The 19,482-nt window shown below is 75.0% G+C and carries 23 protein-coding genes; 13 read left to right on the top strand and 10 right to left on the bottom strand.

What is annotated here, in order from left to right; translation table 11 throughout:
• Nucleotides 1–26 precede the first annotated feature (26 nt).
• Complete coding sequence (locus tag CNO22_RS04650; RefSeq protein WP_100498183.1) at nt 27–314, top strand: GNAT family N-acetyltransferase; 288 nt, start codon at nt 27–29, stop codon at nt 312–314.
• A 69-nt stretch (nt 315–383) separates the two neighbouring features.
• Here CNO22_RS04650 and CNO22_RS04645 read toward each other — a convergent pair whose 3' ends face one another.
• On the bottom strand, nt 384–893 hold the full coding sequence (locus CNO22_RS04645; protein ID WP_100498182.1) for a VOC family protein: 510 nt from the start codon (nt 891–893) through the stop codon (nt 384–386).
• Between the two features lie 103 nt (nt 894–996).
• Here CNO22_RS04645 and CNO22_RS04640 point away from each other — a divergent pair, with 103 nt between their 5' ends.
• The 3 genes from CNO22_RS04640 to CNO22_RS28840 are packed head-to-tail and all read left to right on the top strand — an operon-like array spanning nt 997 to nt 2,770.
• Nucleotides 997–2,004, top strand: a complete 1,008-nt coding sequence (locus CNO22_RS04640; protein WP_232806790.1) for a polysaccharide pyruvyl transferase family protein — start codon at nt 997–999, stop codon at nt 2,002–2,004.
• Entirely contained in the window at nt 2,001–2,609 is a 609-nt protein-coding gene (locus tag CNO22_RS04635; RefSeq protein WP_232806789.1) for a M24 family metallopeptidase, read from the top strand. Before CNO22_RS04640 ends, CNO22_RS04635 begins: the two co-directional genes overlap by 4 nt.
• Complete coding sequence (locus CNO22_RS28840; RefSeq protein ID WP_232806788.1) at nt 2,606–2,770, top strand: M24 family metallopeptidase; 165 nt, start codon at nt 2,606–2,608, stop codon at nt 2,768–2,770. The genes CNO22_RS04635 and CNO22_RS28840 overlap by 4 nt, the downstream gene beginning before the upstream one ends.
• Before the next feature lie 32 nt (nt 2,771–2,802).
• Here the strand turns inward: CNO22_RS28840 and CNO22_RS04630 are convergent, their stop codons facing one another.
• The 3 genes from CNO22_RS04630 to CNO22_RS04620 are packed head-to-tail and all read right to left on the bottom strand — an operon-like array spanning nt 2,803 to nt 5,640.
• A complete protein-coding gene (locus CNO22_RS04630) occupies nt 2,803–3,096 on the bottom strand; it encodes a hypothetical protein (RefSeq protein WP_232806787.1) in 294 nt (97 codons plus the stop codon).
• Between the two features lie 4 nt (nt 3,097–3,100).
• A complete protein-coding gene (locus tag CNO22_RS04625; RefSeq protein ID WP_100498181.1) occupies nt 3,101–4,249 on the bottom strand; it encodes a cystathionine gamma-synthase in 1,149 nt (382 codons plus the stop codon).
• Nucleotides 4,246–5,640: a cystathionine beta-synthase gene (locus tag CNO22_RS04620; RefSeq protein ID WP_100498180.1), complete on the bottom strand. Its 1,395-nt coding sequence runs from the start codon at nt 5,638–5,640 to the stop codon at nt 4,246–4,248. The genes CNO22_RS04625 and CNO22_RS04620 overlap by 4 nt, the downstream gene beginning before the upstream one ends.
• Nucleotides 5,641–5,753: 113 nt before the next feature.
• On the opposite strand from CNO22_RS04620, the gene CNO22_RS04615 reads away from it, so the two are divergent.
• From CNO22_RS04615 to CNO22_RS28120, 5 genes are read left to right on the top strand one after another with little or no spacing between them, the layout of a single operon-like run.
• Nucleotides 5,754–6,533 carry an aldo/keto reductase gene (locus CNO22_RS04615; protein WP_100498179.1) on the top strand — a complete coding sequence of 260 codons (780 nt, stop codon included), beginning with the start codon at nt 5,754–5,756 and terminating at the stop codon, nt 6,531–6,533.
• A 22-nt stretch (nt 6,534–6,555) separates the two neighbouring features.
• The gene (locus tag CNO22_RS04610; RefSeq protein WP_100498178.1) at nt 6,556–7,563 is read left to right on the top strand and encodes an aldo/keto reductase; all 1,008 of its coding nucleotides are present in this window, start codon (nt 6,556–6,558) and stop codon (nt 7,561–7,563) included.
• The gene (locus CNO22_RS04605) at nt 7,560–8,069 is read left to right on the top strand and encodes an XdhC family protein (RefSeq protein WP_100498177.1); all 510 of its coding nucleotides are present in this window, start codon (nt 7,560–7,562) and stop codon (nt 8,067–8,069) included. Before CNO22_RS04610 ends, CNO22_RS04605 begins: the two co-directional genes overlap by 4 nt.
• Nucleotides 8,066–9,466, top strand: a complete 1,401-nt coding sequence (locus CNO22_RS04600; protein WP_100498176.1) for an FGGY family carbohydrate kinase — start codon at nt 8,066–8,068, stop codon at nt 9,464–9,466. Before CNO22_RS04605 ends, CNO22_RS04600 begins: the two co-directional genes overlap by 4 nt.
• 52 nt (nt 9,467–9,518) lie before the next feature.
• Nucleotides 9,519–9,683, top strand: a complete 165-nt coding sequence (locus CNO22_RS28120; protein ID WP_198588103.1) for a hypothetical protein — start codon at nt 9,519–9,521, stop codon at nt 9,681–9,683.
• 60 nt (nt 9,684–9,743) lie between these two features.
• On the opposite strand, the gene hisN is transcribed toward CNO22_RS28120, so the two are convergent.
• Together hisN and CNO22_RS04590 are read right to left on the bottom strand one after the other, a co-directional pair.
• Nucleotides 9,744–10,550 carry a histidinol-phosphatase gene (gene hisN / locus CNO22_RS04595; protein WP_100498175.1) on the bottom strand — a complete coding sequence of 269 codons (807 nt, stop codon included), beginning with the start codon at nt 10,548–10,550 and terminating at the stop codon, nt 9,744–9,746.
• Between the two features lie 22 nt (nt 10,551–10,572).
• Nucleotides 10,573–10,749: a DUF2795 domain-containing protein gene (locus CNO22_RS04590; RefSeq protein WP_100498174.1), complete on the bottom strand. Its 177-nt coding sequence runs from the start codon at nt 10,747–10,749 to the stop codon at nt 10,573–10,575.
• A gap of 52 nt (nt 10,750–10,801) precedes the next feature.
• Between CNO22_RS04590 and CNO22_RS04585 the strand changes: the two genes are divergently transcribed.
• Nucleotides 10,802–11,338 carry a DUF2087 domain-containing protein gene (locus CNO22_RS04585; RefSeq protein WP_100498173.1) on the top strand — a complete coding sequence of 179 codons (537 nt, stop codon included), beginning with the start codon at nt 10,802–10,804 and terminating at the stop codon, nt 11,336–11,338.
• Nucleotides 11,339–11,478: 140 nt separating this feature from the next.
• A complete protein-coding gene (locus CNO22_RS04580) occupies nt 11,479–12,222 on the top strand; it encodes a hypothetical protein (RefSeq protein ID WP_157936806.1) in 744 nt (247 codons plus the stop codon).
• 83 nt (nt 12,223–12,305) lie between these two features.
• On the opposite strand, the gene CNO22_RS04575 is transcribed toward CNO22_RS04580, so the two are convergent.
• The 4 genes from CNO22_RS04575 to CNO22_RS04560 form a co-directional block, all read right to left on the bottom strand.
• Nucleotides 12,306–12,737, bottom strand: coding sequence for a VOC family protein (locus tag CNO22_RS04575; protein ID WP_100498171.1), 432 nt, complete (start codon nt 12,735–12,737; stop codon nt 12,306–12,308).
• Nucleotides 12,738–12,985: 248 nt separating this feature from the next.
• A complete protein-coding gene (rsgA, locus tag CNO22_RS04570) occupies nt 12,986–14,032 on the bottom strand; it encodes a ribosome small subunit-dependent GTPase A (protein ID WP_100498170.1) in 1,047 nt (348 codons plus the stop codon).
• Nucleotides 14,002–15,270, bottom strand: a complete 1,269-nt coding sequence (aroA, locus tag CNO22_RS04565) for a 3-phosphoshikimate 1-carboxyvinyltransferase (protein WP_100498169.1) — start codon at nt 15,268–15,270, stop codon at nt 14,002–14,004. The genes rsgA and aroA overlap by 31 nt, the downstream gene beginning before the upstream one ends.
• A 41-nt stretch (nt 15,271–15,311) precedes the next feature.
• On the bottom strand, nt 15,312–16,775 hold the full coding sequence (locus tag CNO22_RS04560) for an NAD-dependent succinate-semialdehyde dehydrogenase (protein ID WP_100498168.1): 1,464 nt from the start codon (nt 16,773–16,775) through the stop codon (nt 15,312–15,314).
• Between the two features lie 134 nt (nt 16,776–16,909).
• On the opposite strand from CNO22_RS04560, the gene CNO22_RS04555 reads away from it, so the two are divergent.
• Nucleotides 16,910–17,656: an SOS response-associated peptidase gene (locus tag CNO22_RS04555; RefSeq protein ID WP_100498167.1), complete on the top strand. Its 747-nt coding sequence runs from the start codon at nt 16,910–16,912 to the stop codon at nt 17,654–17,656.
• A 1-nt stretch (nt 17,657) separates the two neighbouring features.
• Nucleotides 17,658–19,208 (top strand): fused MFS/spermidine synthase, encoded by a 1,551-nt coding sequence (locus tag CNO22_RS04550; RefSeq protein WP_100498166.1) that lies wholly within the window; start codon nt 17,658–17,660, stop codon nt 19,206–19,208.
• The last annotated feature ends 274 nt before the right edge of the window (nt 19,209–19,482 follow it).

The raw sequence follows: 19,482 nt of genomic DNA, 5'->3' as shown, positions 1-19,482 counted from the left end.
TCGTCCCCCGCGGGGTTGGCGCCGGCATGGAGCTCACCGTCACCGACGTCCCCGAGGCCGGCCGCTACGAGGCCCGTGCCGGCGACCGGGTGCTGGGCCTGGCCGCCTACCAGCGGCGGGGCGACCGGGTGGTCTTCACCCACACCGAGGTCGACCCCGACGCCGAGGGCAGCGGCGTGGGCAGCACGCTGGTCGGCGGCGCCCTCGACGACGTCCGTGCGCACGGGCTGCGGGTGGTGCCGCTGTGCTCGTTCGTCCGCGGCTGGGTCGAGCGGCACCCCGACTACGCCGACCTGGTCGACCAGCAGGGCTGAAGCCGCGTCCGAAACGGCCCCGTCCCGGGCCCGCCCTGAGCCTGCGAAAGGTGGGGAGGACGGGGTCCTTCAGAGGACGTGGTGGCCGTACATCTCGCCCAGCGGGTCGGCGATCAGCTCGATGCGCGCGCCGTCGGGGTCGCGGAAGTACACCGAGACGCCGCTGTGCACCTCGTGCTCGACGCCGGCGTCGGTCAGCCGCTGCACCAGCTCCTGCCAGCGCTCGGGGTCGACGCTGATGGCCATGTGGTGCAGCCCGCCGAGCACCTCGGCGTAGGGGCCGACGTCCAGGCCGGGGAAGTCGAAGAAGGCGACGAGGTTGCCGTTGCCGATGTCGAAGAAGAAGTGCGAGGAGCCGGGGTAGTCGCGGTTCTCGATCAGCTCGGTCAGCGGGAAGCCGAGCACGGCCTGGTAGAAGCGGACGGTCCGCTCGACGTCGCTGCTGATCAGCGCGGTGTGGTGCAGGCCGCGGGCGGTGGACGGGGGCCGCTCGCCCGAGGGCTTGAGGTACGTCTCCCGGATCCGGGTGCGCTCCTGCTCGATGGCGGACAGGTCCAGGTCGCTGGCGGTGTCGCTCACGGTGGGTCTCCTCGGGGTCGGCCGACGGTCGGCACAACCGCTGCGACCAGGATCTCGTTCCCCCGACGGATCCCGGTCACCCGTGGGTGCGAGGCTGGCGGCCATGCGTGTCCTGCTCGCCGGGTGGTTCTCCTTCGACGAGGTGATCGCCACCGTCGGCGACGAACTGGGTGCCGACGTGGTGGCCCGGTGGCTCACCGACCTGGGCATCGACCACGACGTCGCCTGGGCGCCGTACCTGGAGCGCGGCGTCGACTGGCGGGACGTCGACCCGGCCGCCTACACGCACCTGGTCTTCGTCAGCGGCCCGCTGGCCGACCGGCCGCTGCTGCGCGAGCTCACCGAGGCCTTCGCCGGCGTGCAGCGCTGGGCGGTCAACGTGTCGGTGGTGCAGGAGTCCGCACGGGCGCTGTTCGACCGCGTGTGGGAACGCGACGCCCCGGGGCTGGCCCGTCCGGACCTGGCCGTCGAGGGGCCGGAGCCGCAGGTGCCGGTGCTCGCGGTCGCGTTCACGCCGGTGCAGGGGGAGTACGGGGAGCGCAGCCAGGCCGAGCGGGTCCGCGGTGCCATCGAGGAGTGGCTCGCCGACCGCGCGCTGCCCTGGTTCGAGCTCGACATGGACCTCTACGAGAAGCCGCACGCGCGCCGTCCGGCGCAGGTCGAGGCGCTGGTGTGCCGGGCCGACGTCGTCGTCAGCATGCGGCTGCACGCGCTGGTGCTCGGCCTCAAGCACGGCCGGCCGGTCGTCGCCTGCGACCCGATCGCCGGCGGCGCCAAGGTCACCAGCCAGGCCGCGGCGCTGGAGTGGCCGCTCGTCGTCCCCGCCGAGGAGATCGGCGCCGAGGCGCTCGACGCCGCCCTGGCGCGCTGCCTGTCCGGTGAGCTGGCCGAGCGGGTGCGCGCGGCGGGGGAGCGCGGCCGGGCGGGCACCGCCCGGGCGCGGGCCTGGTTCGAGGAGCAGATGGCCGACTGGAGAAGGACCCCCTCCTGGCAGAAGGACCCCCTCCTCGGTCCCCTCGCAGGCTCGGGGACGCCCTGGAGGGGGCCATCCGAGGCTCCGGGACGCCCTGGAGGGGGCCATCCGATCTCGCCGCCCGAGGAGGACCGGTGATCGAGCTCCGCACCCCCGGCGAGCTGGACGCGATGCGCGCCGCCGGGGCCGTCGTGGCGGACATGCTGGCCGCCGTCCGTGCGGCCGCGGCCCCGGGCGTCCGGCTGACCCAGCTGGACGAGGTGGCCCGCGCCGTCCTCGCCGACGCCGGCGCCTCCTCGCCGTTCCTCGGGTACGCGCCGCTGTCGACCACGCCGCCGTTCCCGGGCGTCGTCTGCCTGTCGGTCAACGACGTCGCGCTGCACGGCATCCCGACCCCGCAGGAGCTGGAGGACGGCGACCTGCTCAGCGTCGACGCCGGCGCCACCCTCGACGGCTGGGTGGGCGACGCAGCCGTCACCTTCCCGGTGGGCACGCCGCGCCCGGAGGACCTGGAGCTGGTCGCGACCACCGAGCGCGCGCTGGCCGCCGGGATCGCCGCGGCCGTCGTCGGCAACCGGGTGGGCGACATCTCGGCCGCGATCGGCGCCGTGGGCAGGGCCGGGGGCTGTGGCATCAACACCGACCAGGGCGGCCACGGCGTGGGCCGGAGCATGCACGAGCCGCCGTCCGTCCCGAACGAGGGCCGCCCCGGCCGGGGGCTGCCGCGCGCCCCGGTCTGGTGATCGCGATCGAGCCCTGGTTCCTGGCCGGTGGCAGCGACGACTACCGGGTCGCCGCCGACGGCTGGACGCTGTACAGCGCCGACGGCAGCCGCGCGGCGCACGTCGAGCACACGGTGGCGGTCACCGACGACGGCCCCCGAATCCTGACCGCGCCGCGCTGACCGACCTCGCGACTGCGGCGCGAGGGCGGCGATCACTGTCGGCCGAGCAGCGTCCAGATCTCCTCGGCCAGTGATCGGTACCGCTCTGCAGGTCCGGCGGTGTCCTCGTCGAACCAGCGGATGAACTCCGCGTGCACGACTGCCCGGACGTCGTCGACCGTACGGACGTCCTGGAGGCGCGCGGCGATCGTGCCCGCCTCAGGTGCGTACTCGTCCGGGTTGTCGCCGAACGCGATGCCGATGGGGTCGTGCCGGTACAGCAGCGCCTCGAGCTCGGCAACCAGTTCTCGGTAGCTCGCGGTCAGCTTGCCTTCCCACTCGCTCACGGGGTCAGGCGAGGGCCTGGTCGAGGTCGGCGATCAGGTCTTCGGCATCCTCGATGCCGACCGAGAGGCGCACCAGGTCGGCCGGCACCTCCAGGGGCGAGCCGGCCGCGCTGGCGTGGGTCATCCGCGCGGGGTGCTCGATGAGCGACTCCACCCCGCCCAGGGACTCCGCGAGGGTGAACACCTGCGCCCGCTCGCACACCCGCAGCGCGGCGTCCTCCCCGTCGGCGAGCCGGAACGACAGCATCCCGCCGAAGCCGGACATCTGCTTGGCGGCGATGTCGTGCCCCGGGTGGTCGGGCAGGCCCGGGTAGCGCACGGACGCCACCGCCGGGTGGCCGAGCAGGAACTCCGCGACCCCGGCGGCGTTGGCCTGGTGCCGGTCCATCCGGACGCCGAGGGTCTTGATGCCGCGCAGCACCAGCCAGTCGGCGAGCGGGCCGGACACCGCCCCCATCGCGTTCTGGTGGAACGCCAGGCGCTCGGCCAGCTCGTCGTCGTCCCCGACCACCAGCGCGCCCCCGACGACGTCGGAGTGCCCGCCCAGGTACTTCGTCGTCGAGTGGACGACGACGTCGGCGCCCAGCGTCAGCGGCCGCTGGAGGTAGGGCGAGGCGAAGGTGTTGTCGACGACCAGCAGCGCCCCGACGTCGTGCGCCACCTCGGCGAGCAGCGCGATGTCGGCGATGTTGAGCAGCGGGTTGGTCGGCGTCTCGCACCAGATCACCCGCGTGCTCGGCCGGATCGCCGCGCGCAGCGCGTCCACGTCGTTGAGGTCGGCCGGCGTGTGCTCGACGCCCCAGCGCGACGCGACCTTCGAGATGAGCCGGAAGGTGCCGCCGTAGGCGTCCCCGCCGAGGACGACGTGGCTGCCGGGCTCGCAGACCGTCCGCAGCAGGGTGTCCTCGGCGGCCAGCCCGGACGCGAAGGCGAGGCCGGTGCGGCCCTGCTCGAGGGCGGCCAGCGCCTCCTGCAACGCCGTCCGGGTGGGGTTGGCGCTGCGCGCGTACTCGTAGCCGCCGCGCAGCCCGCCGACGCCGTCCTGCTTGAAGGTGGTGGCCAGGTGCAGCGGGACGACGACGTCGCCGGTGGCCGGGTCCGGGTCCTGCCCGGCGTGGATGGCGCGGGTGTTGAAGCCCGGGGAGCCGTTCATGCCTCGACCGTAGGAGCCAGGCCCGCGAGGTGGCCGAGGACGTCCTGCCGGGTGACGACGCCCGCGGGCTTGCCCTCCTCGTGCACCAGCAGCGCATCCGCCGTCCCCAGGGCCGCGACCGCGGCGCTGACCGGCTCGCCGGAGCCGATGATCGGCAGCGGCGGGGACATGTGCCGCTCCACGCGGTCGGAGAGGTTGGCCCGCCCGGCGAAGAGCGCGTCGAGCAGCGTCTTCTCCTCCACCGACCCGACGACCTCGCCCGCGGTCACCGGGGGCTCGGCACGCACCACCGGTAGCTGGCTGACGCCGTACTCGCGCAGGATGTCGATGGCGTCGCGCACCGTCTCGTTCGGGTGGGTGTGCACCAGCTCGGGCGTCGCCCCGCCCTTCTCGGCGAGCAGCTCGCCGACGGTGCCCTGGGTGGCCTGCTCGAGGAAGCCGTAGTCGGCCATCCACTCGTCGTTGTAGATCTTCCCGAGGTAGCCGCGCCCGCCGTCGGGCAGCAGCACCACCAGGACGTCGTCCTTCGTCAGGCGCTCGGCGGCGCGGAGCGCGCCGGCCACCGCCATGCCGCACGAGCCGCCGACCAGCAGGCCCTCCTCGCGGGCCAGCCGCCGGGTCATCGCGAAGGAGTCGCCGTCGCTGACGGCGACGATCTCGTCGGCGATCGTGCGGTCGTAGGCGTCGGGCCAGAAGTCCTCACCGACGCCCTCGACCAGGTAGGGCCGCCCGGTGCCACCGGAGTAGACCGAGCCCTCCGGGTCGACGCCGACGACGCGCACCCCGCCGCCGGAGACCTCCTTGAGGTAGCGGCCGGTGCCGCTGATCGTGCCGCCGGTGCCGACGCCGGTGACGAAGCAGGTGACCCGACCGTCGGTCTGCGCCCAGATCTCCGGACCGGTCGACTCGTAGTGCGACCGCGGGTTGGCCGGGTTGGCGTACTGGTCGGGCTTCCAGCCGCCGGGGGTCTCGCGGGCCAGCCGGTCGGAGACGGAGTAGTAGGAGCGCGGGTCGGCCGGGTCGACGGCGGTCGGGCAGACGTGCACCTCGGCGCCGTAGGCCCTGAGCACGTCGATCTTCTCCTTGCCCACCTTGTCGGGGCAGACGAAGACGCACCGGTAACCGCGCTGCTGGGCGACCAGCGCCAGGCCGATGCCGGTGTTCCCGCTGGTCGGCTCGACGATCGTCCCGCCCGGCCGCAGCGCGCCGCTGGCCTCGGCCTCGTCGACCATCCGGACGGCGATGCGGTCCTTCACCGAGCCGCCGGGGTTGAGGTACTCCACCTTGGCCAGGACGAGGGGCGCGTCCGGCCCCAGGTCGCGGGTCACGGACGTCAGCCGGACCAGCGGGGTGTTCCCGACCAGTTCGATGACGTGCTCGGCGTACTGCACGGCAGGCCCTCCTCGGCGGTCGGCCGTTCGCCGTCCGTCACGGCCATCCCACCAGACCGGAGGCGGCTCCGCCGGGTGTTGTCGGCCCTCCCGGCCCGACGGGACCATGCGGTATGACCGAGACCGTCCCCACCGCGCCGCTCGACGGCGGGCCCAGCATGCCGCTGCTCGGGTTCGGCACCTGGCTGATGACCGGCGCCGAGTGCTACGAGGCCGTCCGCACCGCCCTGGACGCCGGCTACCGGCACCTCGACACGGCGGCGATCTACCGCAACGAGCCCGAGGTCGGGCGGGCCCTGCGCGACTCCGGCGTCGACCGCGACGAGGTGTTCGTGACCACCAAGCTGCCGCCGCCCCGCGCGGACCGGGCCGACGAGGTGCTGACGGCGTCCCTGGAGGCGCTGGGCGTCGACGCCGTCGACCTGTGGCTGGTCCACTGGCCACCCGGCGGCGCGCGGCCGGACGTCTGGGAGCGCTTCGTCGCCGCCCGGGAGGCCGGCCGGGCGCGGGCGATCGGCGTCAGCAACTACTCGCTGGAGCAGGTCGACCAGCTGACCGCGGCGACCGGCGTGACCCCGCAGGTCAACCAGGTCAGCTGGGCCCCGTCGCGGTACGACCCCGCCGTCGAGGCAGGGCACCGGGAGCGCGGCGTCGTCCTCGAGGGCTACAGCCCGTTCAAGAACACCGACCTCGGCGACCCGGTGCTGCGCGAGGTCGCCGACGCCCACGGCGTCACCCCCGCGCAGGTGGTGCTGCGCTGGCACCTCGAGCACGGCGTCGTCGTCATCCCCAAGTCGGCCACCCCGGAGCGGATCCGGGCCAACCTGGAGATCGGCGGGTTCTCGCTCACCGACGACGAGGTCGCCCGCATCGACGGCCTGGCGCAGGTCTGAGCCCGGGGGTGAGGATGCCGGGGTGACCTCTCCCTCTCCTGTCGGTACCCGCACGCTCGGCCGCGACGGCCTGGTCGTCTCCGCCCTGGGCCTCGGCTGCATGGGCATGAGCCAGTCGTACGGCGCCGCCGACCGCGACGAGTCGGTCGCGACGATCCACCGGGCGCTCGACCTCGGCGTCACCTTCCTCGACACCTCCGACGTCTACGGCGACGGGCACAACGAGGAGCTCGTCGGCGAGGCGATCGCCGGGCGGCGCGACGAGGTCCAGCTGGCGACCAAGTTCTCGCTGTCGCACGCCGGACGGCGGATCGACGGCCGACCGGAGAACGTGCGGGCCTGCGCCGAGGCCAGCTTGCGCCGGCTGCGGGTCGACGTGATCGACCTCTACTACCAGCACCGGGTGGACCCGGAGGTGCCGATCGAGGACACCGTCGGCGCGATGGCCGAGCTCGTGCAGCAGGGCAAGGTCCGGCACCTCGGGCTGTCGGAGGCCTCGGCCACGTCGAGCCGCCGCGCCGTCGCCGTCCACCCCATCGCGGCCCTGCAGAGCGAGTGGTCGCTGTGGACCCGCGACCTCGAGTCGGAGGTGCTCGCCGTCGCGCGGGAGCACGGCATCGGGATCGTGCCGTTCAGCCCGCTGGGCCGCGGCTTCCTGACCGGCGCGATCCGCAGCCCGGAGGACTTCGGCGAGGGCGACTTCCGCCGCGGCCACCCGCGGTTCACGGGCGAGGCCTTCCAGGCGAACCTGCGGCTCGTCGAGGCGGTGAAGGAGATGGCGGCCGACGAGGGGGTCACGCCCGGTCAGCTGGCGCTGGCGTGGGTCCTCGCGCAGGGGGACGACGTCGTGCCGATCCCCGGCACCAAGCGGCGGAGCTACCTCGAGGAGAACGTCGCGACCGCCGCCGTCGAGCTGTCGGACGACGACCTCGCGCGGCTGTCGCAGATCGCCCCGCCCGGGGTGGCGCAGGGCGGCCGGTACGTCGACAGCTCCTACGCGTACGGCGACAGCCCGGAGAAGGTGGCGTGACCGCCGCGGACCCGGCCTGCGGGGTCGCGCACGGCGCCCCGGGCCCCGAGGTCACCGGGCGGGTGCTGGTCGCCGTCTTCGCCTCGCCGGTGGCCGAGGTGCTGCTGCGCTGGGGCCCGGAGCTGGGTTTCCGCACGGTGCTGCTCGACCCCGACCCGGCCCGGGGCGCCGGCGTGGTCGACCTCGCGGACCTCGTCGAGGACCTCTCGGACGCCGCCGTCGTCGTCACCGACCACCACCGCCCCGAGCTCGGCGAGGTGCTGCGCGACGCGCTCGCCCGGCCGGTGCGCTGGATCGGCGTGATGGGCAACCCGCGGCACGAGGGCCCGCACGTCGCGGCGCTGGCCGCGCTCGGGGTGCCGCCGGAGGAGGTCGCGCGGGTGCACCGGCCGATCGGGCTGGACATCGGCTCCCGGACCCCGGCCGAGATCGCGCTGAGCACGCTCGCCGGGCTGCTGGCCGACCGCAACGGCCGCAGCGGCGGGTTCGCGCACCGCCCGCGGTGAGCGACGTCCTGCTCGGTGCCGACGTCGGCACCAGCGGACTGAAGCTGCTCGCGCTCGACGGGGCCGGGACGGTCCTCGCCGAGGGGGAGTGCGGCTACGACGTCGACCGGCCCCGGCCGGGCTGGGCGCAGACCGACCCGGCCGTGTGGCGGGCCGCCCTCGACGACGCGCTGGCGCAGGTGGCACCGGCGCTGGCCGGCCGCCGGGTCGCCGGGCTCGGCCTGTCCGGGCAGATGCACGGCACCGTGCTCGTCGACGCCGCGGGCGCTCCGCTGGCGCCCGCGGTGCTCTGGCCGGACGGCCGGGCCGCCGCCGAGGTGGACCGCTGGCGCGCCCTGCCGGCCGCCGTCCGCGCCGCGCTGGCCAACCCGCTGGTGCCGGGGATGACCGGCCCCGTGCTGGCCTGGCTGGCCGCGCACGAGCCCGGGCTGCTGGAGCGGGCGGCCACCGTGCTGCTGCCCAAGGACGCGCTGCGCGCCGCGCTCGTGCCGGACGCCGACCCGCGGGTGACCGACCGCAGCGACGCCTCGGCCACCCTGCTGTGGGACGTCGTCGCCGACGGCTGGTCGCCCGGGGCCACCGCGGCCGCCGGCATCGACCCGGGGCTGCTGCCGCGGGTGCGTCCCTCGGCGGAGGTCGTGGGCTGCACCGCGCTCCCGGTCGGCGAGGTGCCCGTGGTCGTCGGCGGCGGAGACACCCCCCTGGCCCTGCTGGCCGCGGGCACGCGCGCCGGCCGGCAGGTCAACCTGGGCACCGGCGCGCAGGTCCTGCTCCCCGGGTGGACGCCGGCGCCCGCCGACGACCCGCCGGTGCACGGCTACGCCGACGTCGAGGGCGGCTGGTACGCGATGGCCGCGCTGCAGAACGGCGGCCTGGCGTGGACCTGGGTGTGCGGCGTGCTCGGCCTGACCCCCGCCGAGCTGTTCGACGCCGCGGCGGCGGTCCGGCCCGGCGCCGGGGGAGTGGTCTTCCGCCCGTTCCTCACCGGCGAGCGCGGCGGCGTCGCGGGGCCGGCCGACCGCGGCGGGTGGACGGGGTTGTCCGCGGGCACGACCCGCGCCGAGCTGGCCCGTGCCGCGGTCGAAGGCGTGGTGTTCGCGGTCGCGGCCGCCGCGGAGCTGCTCGGCGGGGAGGGGCCGGTCGTCCTTACCGGCGGCGGCGGGCGCGCGGCCGTCGTCCAGCAGTTGCTCGCCGACGTCCTCGCCGTCCCCGTGCGGTTCCTGCCCATCCGCAGCGCCTCGGCGGTCGGTGCGGCCCTGCTCGCCGCCCGGGGCACCGGCACGGAGGTCGCCACGGGGCAGCAGCCGGGCCGGCCGGTGGAGCCCCGGCCGGTACCGGAGCTGGCGGCCGCGCGGAACCGGTGGCGTGCGGAACGGGGACCGCGGGTGCCGCGTTGAGCGGCACAGGAGGGCGGAACGGCCGCCCGGAGGACGCGGAGGAGGACCAGGGATGGCGTCGCTGTTCAGCAAGCTGACCCAGTTCGCGAACACGCCGAAGGGCCGGCAGGTCATCGCACAGGCCACCGAGAAGGCCCAGCAGCTGGCCAAGGACCCGAAGACCCGGGCGAAGATCGACGATGCCCGCCGTCGCTTCCAGGGCGGCCGCGGCCGCTGACCACCCGGACCGGGGGATCACCTTCCGCGCGCGGGAGGCGATCCCCCGGTCCGTCCGGTCTCAGGCGGCCGGGTCGGGCCGGCGCAGCAGCCCCAGCGCGGCGTCGTGCAACTGGCCGTTGGTGGCCAGCGCGCTGCCGCCGGCCGGGCCCGGGACGCCGGAGAGGTCGGTGAACGTCCCGCCGGCCTCGCGCACGATGACGTCGAGGGCGGCGAGGTCCCACACCGAGACCTCGGGCTCGCAGGCGACGTCCACCGCCCCCTCGGCCAGCAGCACGTAGCTCCAGAAGTCCCCGTAGGCGCGGGTGCGCCACACCGACCGGGTCAGGTCGAGGAAGCCGTCGAGCAGCCCGCGCTCCTCCCAGCCGGAGAGGCTCGAGTAGGACAGGCTCGCGTCGGACAGCCGGCCGACCCCCGAGACCGTGCAGCGGGTGGCGGACTCCAGCCGCCGGCCGGTCCAGGCGCCGACGCCTTTGGCCGCCCACCACCGACGGTTGAGCGCCGGCGCGGAGACCAGGCCGACGACCGGCTCGTCACCGTCGAACAGCGCGATGAGCGTGGCCCACACGGGCACGCCCCGTACGAAGTTCTTTGTCCCGTCGATCGGGTCGAGCACCCACCGCCGTGGGCCGTGGCCGGTCATGCCCATCTCCTCGCCCAGCACCGCGTCGCGGGTGCGGGCGCGGGCGAGCGTGATGCGCAGCTGCTCCTCCACGGCCCGGTCGGCGTCGGTGACCGGCGTGAGGTCCGGCTTGGTGTCGACCTGCAGGTCCAGCGCGCGGAAGCGGTCCAGGCTGATCGAGTCCGCCTGGTCGGCCAGCACGTGCGCCAGGTGCATGTCCCCCGTGTAGTCCCGGCCCGGTGTCATGGGCACCGAACCTAGCGGGCGCTCAGTCGAAGACCGCGGCACTGACCCCGCTGGGGCCCTCGTACTCCCGGTCGTCGATCTTCTGCAGCGCGTCGAGCACCTCCTTGTCGCCGCCCTTGGCGTGGTCGAGGATCTGCTCCTTCGTGGCCGGGTAGTCCATGCCCTTGAGGGCCTTCTGGATGTCGATGGGGCTCACCATGACTCCGGGCTACCCCCGTCCACCACGGGCGATGCGCGGATACCGTCGGGGAGTGCGTGCCGCGACGATCGCCGGGCTGCTGGCCGACCCCACCCGGCTCAAGGTCGTCGCGGCCCTCGCCCTGGGCGCCGGCACGCTGGAGGAGGTCGCGGAGGCGGCCGGGCTGCCGCTCAGGGACGTCGTCCTGGCCGCCCGCCGGCTGGGCCGGGCCGGTCTCGTCCGCCGTGACCGGCACCAGCTGGAGCTGCTGACCGAGCAGTTCGGCGCCGCGGCCCGCGCCGCCGCCGAGGCCGCTCCGCCGCCCGAGCCGCTGTCGGACGACCCCGCCGAGGACGCCGTCCTGTCGGCGTTCGTGCGCGACGGGCGGCTGGTGTGCATCCCGGCGCAGCAGAGCAAGCGGCGGATCGTCCTCGAGCACCTGGTCCGCGTCTTCGACGTCGGCGTCCGCTACCCCGAGCGCGAGGTCAACGCGCTGCTGGCGGTGTGGCACCCCGACACCGCCGCGCTGCGCCGCTACCTGGTCGACGAGGGGCTGCTGACCCGCGAGGCCGGCCTCTACTGGCGCAGCGGCGGCTGGGTCGACGTCTGAGGACCGCGCTCCCCACGCCGAGTGGCGAGTTCCCGTGGTCTCCCGGCCGCTGTGACCACGACAGGTCGCCATTCGGTGCCCGCAGCGGGGCCGCCGAGAACTCGGTGGTCCGCGCCGCGGCCACGTCCCACACTCGGCCGGTGATCGACGCCGACGTCTTCCGTGCCCTCGCCCGGTCCTCGCCGTGGCGCTGGACGACCCTGCGTTTCACCGTGCGCTGGGCCGAGGGCCCGTGGCGGGAGCAGCCGGTGCGTGCGTGGCTGCGCCGGCCGGACGTGCTGCGGGTCGAGACCCTCGACGGCGACCTGCTCCAGGTCGTTCGCGAACGGCCCGTCCGGGTCGGCGTCTCCGGGGTGGACGGCGGGTACAGCCTGCGGCTGGAGACGCCGGCCGATCGACTCGCCCGCCGGCCGGTGTGGCGCCCGGACGGGCTCGTCGCCGAGCGTCCGTGGCCGGGGAACAGCTGCTACGACGACCCGATGTACCAGAGCTACCACTGGGTGGCGATGCTCGACCCGGCCGAACTCGCCGACGGCCGCGGCCCCGGACCGGGCGAGCCGGCCGGGCCCCCGCTCGTCGTCGACACGGTCGCCGAGGTCTCGCACGGCGGGCGGCCGGCGTGGGAGGCGTACGTCCGCACGACGCCGCGCTACGAGCCCCGGTGCGGCTGCTGCCCGCTGCTGCGTTCCCGTGAGGTGGACGAGGCCGAGTACGGGTCGACCCGCGGGCCGTACCCCGAGGTGCAGCGGGTCCGGCTCGACGTGCAGACGGGGGTCTGCGTGCTCGCCGACGACCCGGAGGCGCTGGGGACCGGTCACGACCTGCGGATCGAGGCGGTCGACGAACCGATGGACGACGCACTCTTCGTCGACGGCCGGGTGTAGCGCCGAGATGCCGACGACGGTCGTCTCGACGGGGCCGGAGACAGCCACCGTCCGCATCTCGGTGACCGGGGTCGGGGTGGGCGCTAGCCGAGGCGGACGGTGCCGTCGGGGTCGACCGACCAGCCCGGGTTGTGCGCGACCTCCCAGACGACGCCGTTCGGGTCGGCGACCAGCGCGTGGAAGACCCCGCCGAAGGCGCCCTCCTCCGGCGCGGTGAGCACCGTGCCCCCTGCGGCGGTCATGGCGTCGACGACCGCATGGACGGCGTCCCGGTCGGCCACGTTGTGCGCCAGCGTCACCCCGGAGACCTCGGGCCGCGCGGGACCGCGGCCGAGGTCCTGGGCGAACTTCCCCGCCTCGAAGAACGCCAGCACCGTGCCCGGCGCGATCTGGAAGAAGACGATCTCGCCGGGGACGTCGACCAGCGGGTGCCAGCCGAGCCCGTCGACGTAGAAGCGCCGGGCGGCGTCGAGGTCGGCGGTGGCCAGGGTGGTGAAGTGGACCTGCTGGTCCATCGGTCGCCTCCGGAGAGCGGGACAGTCGGCCCTTTGCAGGGTCGCACCGGCCCCGTCCGGGGCCCCGCCCTGAGTCTGCGAAGGGTGGGGAGGACGGCGGCCCTTCTGCAGGGTCCCACCGGCCCCGTCCCGGGCCCCGCCCTGAGCCTGCGAAGGGTGGGGAGGACGGCGGCCCTTCTGCAGGGTCCCACTGGCCCCGTCCCGGGCCCCGCCCTGAGTCTGCGAAGGGTGGGGAGGACGGGGTCCTTCTAGTAGCCGGGGCCGAGCTGGCCGACGGCGTCGAGCAGGCGGCGCAGGCTCTCGAGCCGCTCCCGGCGGGCGGGCGGGCCGGCGTCGGCCCAGGCGTCCAGGGCGCAGTCGGGGTCCTCGGCGGTGTGTCCGCAGCCCGGCGGGCAGTCGACCGCGGCCTCGGCGACGTCGTCGAACGCCGCGACGACGTCCTCGGCGGTCACGTGCGCCAGGCCGAACGAGCGGATGCCGGGGGTGTCGATGACGGTGCCGCCGCCGGGCAGGTCGAGCAGCACCGCGGAGGACGACGTGTGCCGGCCCTTGCCCACCTTGCTCACGTCGCCGGTGGCCCGGTAGGCATCGGGCACCAGCCGGTTGACCAGGGTGGACTTGCCGACGCCGGACTGGCCGACCAGCACGCTCATGCGCGCGTCCAGCCGCTCCAGCAGCGGCTCCAGCGGCGCCTCCCGCGACATCGGGACGGCGTCGACGTCCAGGCCCGCGTAGCGGTCGAGCAGCGGCTGGGGGCTGGCCAGGTCGGTCTTGGTGAGGCAGAGCAGCGGCTCCAGCCCCCCGGCGTAGGCGGCGACCACGCAGCGGTCGAGGAAGCCCAGCGCCGGGTCGGGGTCGGCCACCGCGGTGACGATGACCAGCTGGTCGGCGTTGGCGACCACGACCCGCTCGGTGGGGTCGGTGTCGTCGGCGGTGCGACGCAGCGACGTCGTCCGGTCCTCGATGACGACGATGCGGGCGAGGGTGTCCGGCCGGCCGGTGGTGTCGCCGACCAGCCGCACCCAGTCGCCGACGACGACGCCGTGCCGGCCGAGCTCGCGGGCGCGCATCGCGGTCACCTCGACCGGCCCGCCGTCGGGGCCCTCGACCCGCACCGTCATCCGGCCCCGGTCGACGGCCACCACCAGCCCCGGGACGGCGTCGGAGTGGGTCGGCCGGGTGCGGGTGCGCGGCCGCGAGCCACGCCGGCTGGGCCGGACCCGGACGTCGTCCTCGTCCGACCGGGAGTCGTGCCTGCGGGGACTCAGCGCTCGCCCCCCAGCATCGCGTTCCACCGGTCCACGAAGTCCGGCAGCGTCTTGCTCACGGCGCCCGGGTCGCGGACCTCGACCCCCTCGACGGCGAGCCCGAGGACGGCCGCGGCGTGCACCATCCGGTGGTCGGCGTAGCTGTCCAGGCGCGCCGCCCGGTGCGGCCCCGGCTCGATCACCAGGCCGTCGGGCAGCTGCTGGACGCGGGCGCCGACGGCCGTGAGGACCTCGTCAAGCGCCTGCAGCCGGTCGGTCTCGTGGCCGCGCAGGTGCCCGACGCCGGTCAGCCGGGAGGTCCCGTCGGCCAGGGCGCAGAGCGCGGCCAGCACCGGCGTCAGCTCGCCGACCTCGCCGAGGTCGGCGACCAGCGGCCGGACCGTCCCGGTGCCGGTGACCCGGAGGCCCTCGTCGGTGCGCTCGACGTCGGCACCCATCGCACCGAGCAGCTCGCCCAGCCGGCCGCCGGGCTGGGTGGTCTGCGGGGGCCAGTCGCGGACCGTCACGCGCCCGCCGGTCACCAGCGCGGCCGCGAGGAAGGGGGCCGCGTTGGACAGGTCGGGCTCGAGCACCTCGTCGCGCGCGGCGACGGGGCCGGGGGCCACCCGCCACCCGCGCCCGGTGCGGACGACGTCGACGCCGCGCTCGCGCAGCGACTCCACGGTCATCTCCACGTGCGGCATCGACGGCACCCCGCCGGCGAGCGCCAGGTCGACGCCCTCGTCGAAGCGGGCCGCGGCCAGCAGCAGCCCGGAGACGATCTGCGAGGACTCGCTCGCGTCGACGGTCACCGCGCCGCCGCGCACCCGGCCGGTGCCGTGCACGGTGAACGGCGCCCGGCCGCGGCCGCCGTCGTCCACCTGCACGCCGAGGTCGCGCAGCGCCGCGATCAGCCCGGCGTTGGGGCGCTCGCGCAGCCGCGGGTCGCCGTCCACCCGCACCGGGCCGTCGGCGAGCGCGGCCACCGGCGGCAGGAAGCGCAGCACGGTGCCGGCCAGGCCGGCGTCCACCTCGGCCGGGCCGCGCAGCGGGCCGGGGGTGACGAGCCAGTCCTCGCCGTCGTCGTCGACCCGCACGCCGAGGGCCCGCAGTGCCGCAGCCATCAGGTCGGTGTCGCGGGCGCGCAGCGGGCGGACCAGCCGGCCCGGGCCGTCGGCGAGCGCGGCCAGGACCAGCGCCCGGGCCGTCAGCGACTTCGACCCGGGCAGGGCCACGACGGCGTCCACCGGCGAGGCGCGGTGCGGCGTCGCCCAGACCTGGCTCATGCGCCCATCTTGCCCGGTCGGGGACACCGCACCGCGCACGCTCAGCCGCCGACCGGCTTGGCGGCCTTCTTCGCCGGCACCGTGCGCACCAGTCGCCGGTTGGCGAACTCGAACACCGCCAGCTCGGAGAGCTCGCGGCCGTAGCCGGACCGCTTGATCCCGCCGAAGGGCAGCTCGGGGGAGGAGCCGGTGGGCTGGTTGATCCACACCATGCCGGCCTCGAGCCGCTCGGCCACCGCCCGTGCCCGGTCGAGGTCGCTGCTCATGACCGTGGCGCCCAGGCCGAAGTCGCTGTCGTTGGCCAGCGCGATGGCCTCCTCGGCGTCCTTGACCTTGTAGACGACGGCCGCGGGGCCGAACAGCTCCTCGCGGTAGGCCCGCATCTCCGGGGTGACGTCGGTGAGGATCGTGGCCTCGACGAAGGCGCCGTCGTGCTCGGGGCGCTTCCCGCCGGTGACCACGGTGGCGCCCTTGTCGATCGCGTCCTGGATCTGCGCGTGCAGGTCCTGCGCCGCGCGCTCACTCGACAGCGGGGCCAGCGTCGTCGACGGGTCGGCCGGGTCGCCGGGGGAGAAGGTGGAGAACGCCTGCTCGAGGCCCTCCACGAAGGGCTCGTAGAGCTCCTCGGGGACGATCAGCCGCTTGGACGCGGTGCAGGCCTGACCGGTGTTCTGCATCCGGCCCATGGTCGCGGCCTTGACCGTGGCGGCCATGTCCTCGGCGTCGAGCACGATGAACGGGTCACTGCCGCCCAGCTCGAGCACCGACTTCTTCAGGTACTTCCCGGCCAGGGCGCCGACGGCGCTGCCCGCACGCTCGCTGCCGGTCAGCGTCACGCCCTGGATGCGCGGGTCGGCGATGACCTGCTCGACGTCGGCGATGCGCAGGAAGGTGTTGGTGAAGACCCCCTCGGGGGCGCCGGCGTCGGTGAACAGCTGCTCGATGGCCACCGCGCACTGCGGCGTGATCTCGGCGTGCTTGAGGATGACGGTGTTCCCCAGCACCAGGTTCGGGCCGGCCACGCGGACCACCTGGTAGAAGGGGTAGTTCCACGGCTCGATGGCCAGCAGGACGCCGATCGGCCGGGTCTCGACGACCGCCTCACCCTTGCCCATCAGCGGCTGGATCGGCTGGGGCTCGAGGAAGCCCGGGCCGTTGTCGGCGTAGTACTTGAGGATCATCGAGCACAGGTAGAGCTCGCCCGTGGCCTCGTCGTGCCGCTTGCCCATCTCGGTGGTGATGAGCTTCGCGAGGTCCTCGCGGCGCTCGTCCATGAGTTCCGCGGCGCGCCGGACGACGGTGGCGCGGTCCTCGACCGACCGCTGCCGCCACTCCTGGTAGGCGGCGTGCGCGCGCTCGATGATGCCGTCGATCGCCTCGGTGGGCGTGAAGTCGAACTCCTGCTCCGTCTGGCCGGTGAAGGGGTTGACCGTCGCGTAGCGGCGCTCGCCGGACTCGCTGGCGGTCTTCGGGTGCTCTGTGGGTGGGTTCTGGGTCGCGGTCACGGGCGTGATCCTCGTCTCTCGGGAGTCGGGACGTCGACCCTGCCTGCCCGTCTCCCACCGCCGGGAACCGTCCCCGACCCGGCCTAGAGTCGCAGGGGACCGCATCAGCCGGCCCTCGACCGGGAGGTACCACCGTGTGTGGCCGCTACGCCGCCAGCCGCCGTCCCGAGGACCTCGTCCTGGAGTTCGAGGCCGTCCCCGCCGAGGGGCAGCCCCCGCTGCCGGCCGACTACAACGTCGCCCCGACCAAGGACGTCTACGTCGTGCGCACCAAGAAGGAGCGCGACCCGGAGGGCGCGCCCACCGGGGCCACGCACCGGGAGCTGCGCGCCGTCCGCTGGGGCCTGGTGCCCTCGTGGGCCAAGGACGTGTCGGTGGGCAACCGGATGCTCAACGCCCGCGTCGAGTCGCTCACCGAGAAGCCGGCCTTCCGCCGCGCGGCCCGCTCCCGCCGCTGCCTGGTGCCGGCCGACGGCTGGTACGAGTGGGCCAAGAAGCTGGACGGGCCCGGCAAGCAGCCGTACTACATGACCCCGCGGGACGGCTCCGCGCTCGCCTTCGCCGGCCTCTGGGAGGTCTGGGGCGAGGGCGACGACCGGCTCTACACCTGCACCGTGGTCACCGCGCCCGCCGTCGGCGCGCTCACCGAGATCCACGACCGGATGCCGCTGGTGCTCCCGCGGGAGCGCTGGGCCGACTGGCTCGACCCGGCGCGGGAGGACGTCGCGGAGGTGGCCGAGCCGACCCCGCCGGAGCTGGTGGAGGGGCTGGAGCTGCGCCCGGTCAGCCCCGCGGTCAACAGCGTCAAGCACAACGGCGTCGAGCTGACCGCCCGCGTCGAGTCGGTCGCCGCCCCGGCCGACCAGCCCGCGCTCTTCTGAGGTGGCCGGCACCGAGGAGGCCCTGCCCGAGGCTGCGGAGCGCACCCGTCCGGACGCGCTGCCGGACTGGGTGGCCGCTGCCGTCACCTTCCTGTCCTCCGGCGCCGTGCTGGTGCTGGAGATCGCCGGGCTGCGGCTGATCGCGCCCTACGTCGGGATCACCCTGCAGACCAACACCGCGGTCATCGGCTTCGCGCTGGCCGCCATCGCGGTCGGGGCGTGGATGGGCGGCGCGCTGGCCGACCGCACCGATCCGCACCGGCTGATCGCGCCACTGCTGGTCGCCGGCGGCGCGCTCGTGGTCGCCGTCCTGCCGCTGGTGCGCTTCGCCGGGTCGGTGCTCACGGGCGCCGACGCCGGCAGCGTGCTGCTGCTGGCCGCGGTCGCCGTCGTCGTCCCCGCGGCGCTGCTGTCGGCGGTGCCGCCGATGGTGGTCAAGCTGCAGCTGGCCAGCCTCGCCGAGACCGGGTCGGTGGTCGGCCGGCTGTCGGGCATCGGCACCCTCGGCGGGATCGCCGCGACCTTCCTCACCGGCTTCCTGCTGGTCGCGGTCTTCCCGACCAGCGGCATCCTCGTCGGCACCGGCCTGGTCACCGTGCTGACGGGGATCGCGGTCGGCGTGCTGCTGCGGCGGCGGACCGCCGGTGTCGCCGGACGGGTGCCCGTGGCGCTGCTCCTGCTGGCCGTGGTGGGCTCGCTGCTCGCCGCGGTCGCGCCCAGCCGCTGCCAGGCCGAGACCGCCTACCACTGCGCGCGGGTGGTCGCCGACCCCGAGCGGGACAGCGGCCGGGTGCTGGTCCTCGACACGCTGCGGCACTCCTACGTCGACCTGGCCGACCCCACGTACCTGGAGTTCGAGTACGTCCGGGCGATCGCCGCGGTCACCGACGCGATGGCGCCGGCGGGTGAGCCGCTCTCGGCGCTGCACCTCGGCGGCGGCGGGGCGACCGTGCCGCGCTACCTCGCCGCCGTCCGCCCGGGCACCGAGAGCCTGGTGGTCGAGGTGGACCCGGGAGTGGTCGCGATGGACCGCGAGCAGCTCGGGCTGACCGAGACCGACGGGCTGCGCGTCGAGGTCGCTGACGCCCGCGTCGGCCTGGAGCAGGAGCCGCCGGGGGAGCGCGACCTCGTCGTCGGCGACGCGTTCGGCGGGCTCTCGGTGCCCTGGCAGCTGACCACGGTGGAGGCGATGGGCCTGGTCGACCGCGCGCTCACCGACGACGGCGTCTACGTCGCCAACCTCATCGACCACCCGCCGCTGGGCTTCGTGCGCGCCGAGCTCGCCACGCTGCAGGCGGTCTTCCCGCACGTCGCGCTGCTCGCCCGGGACGCCGTCCTGGCCGGGGAGGACGGCGGCAACGTCGTCGTCCTGGCCTCGCAGCAGCCGCTGCCGCTCGACGCGGTCGGCACCGCGCTGGGTGAGCAGCACCTCGACTGGCGGGTGGCCTCCGGCGCGGAGCTGGCGGCGTTCGTCGGGGACGCCGAGGTGCTCACCGACGACCACGCGCCGGTCGACCAGCTGCTCACCCCGTACGCCGCGCCGGGCAGCTGACCCGACCGGGCCGGGCGCGTCCAGCTGTGCCCGGCACCCGGAGATGATCATGGAGCTGCGGTGGCGACACACCCACGATGGACGGCGCGTCGCCACCGCAGGTCCATGATCGTTCTCCGGGTCGCCTCGATCTGACGCTGGCGCCGGTTCCTTACGTGGAGACTGCGGTGGTCGCCGCGTTCAACAAGTAAATAAAGGAGTGATCTATAGTAGTTAACACAAAGCACAACACCTTAGATGCAGTACCATCTATACTCACACGTATAAAGAATCA

Source organism: Geodermatophilus chilensis, assembly GCF_002802985.1.
GTDB lineage: Bacteria > Actinomycetota > Actinomycetes > Mycobacteriales > Geodermatophilaceae > Geodermatophilus > Geodermatophilus chilensis.
Note: the sequence above shows the minus strand (reverse complement) of the source record. Positions and strands in the feature narration are given on the sequence as shown.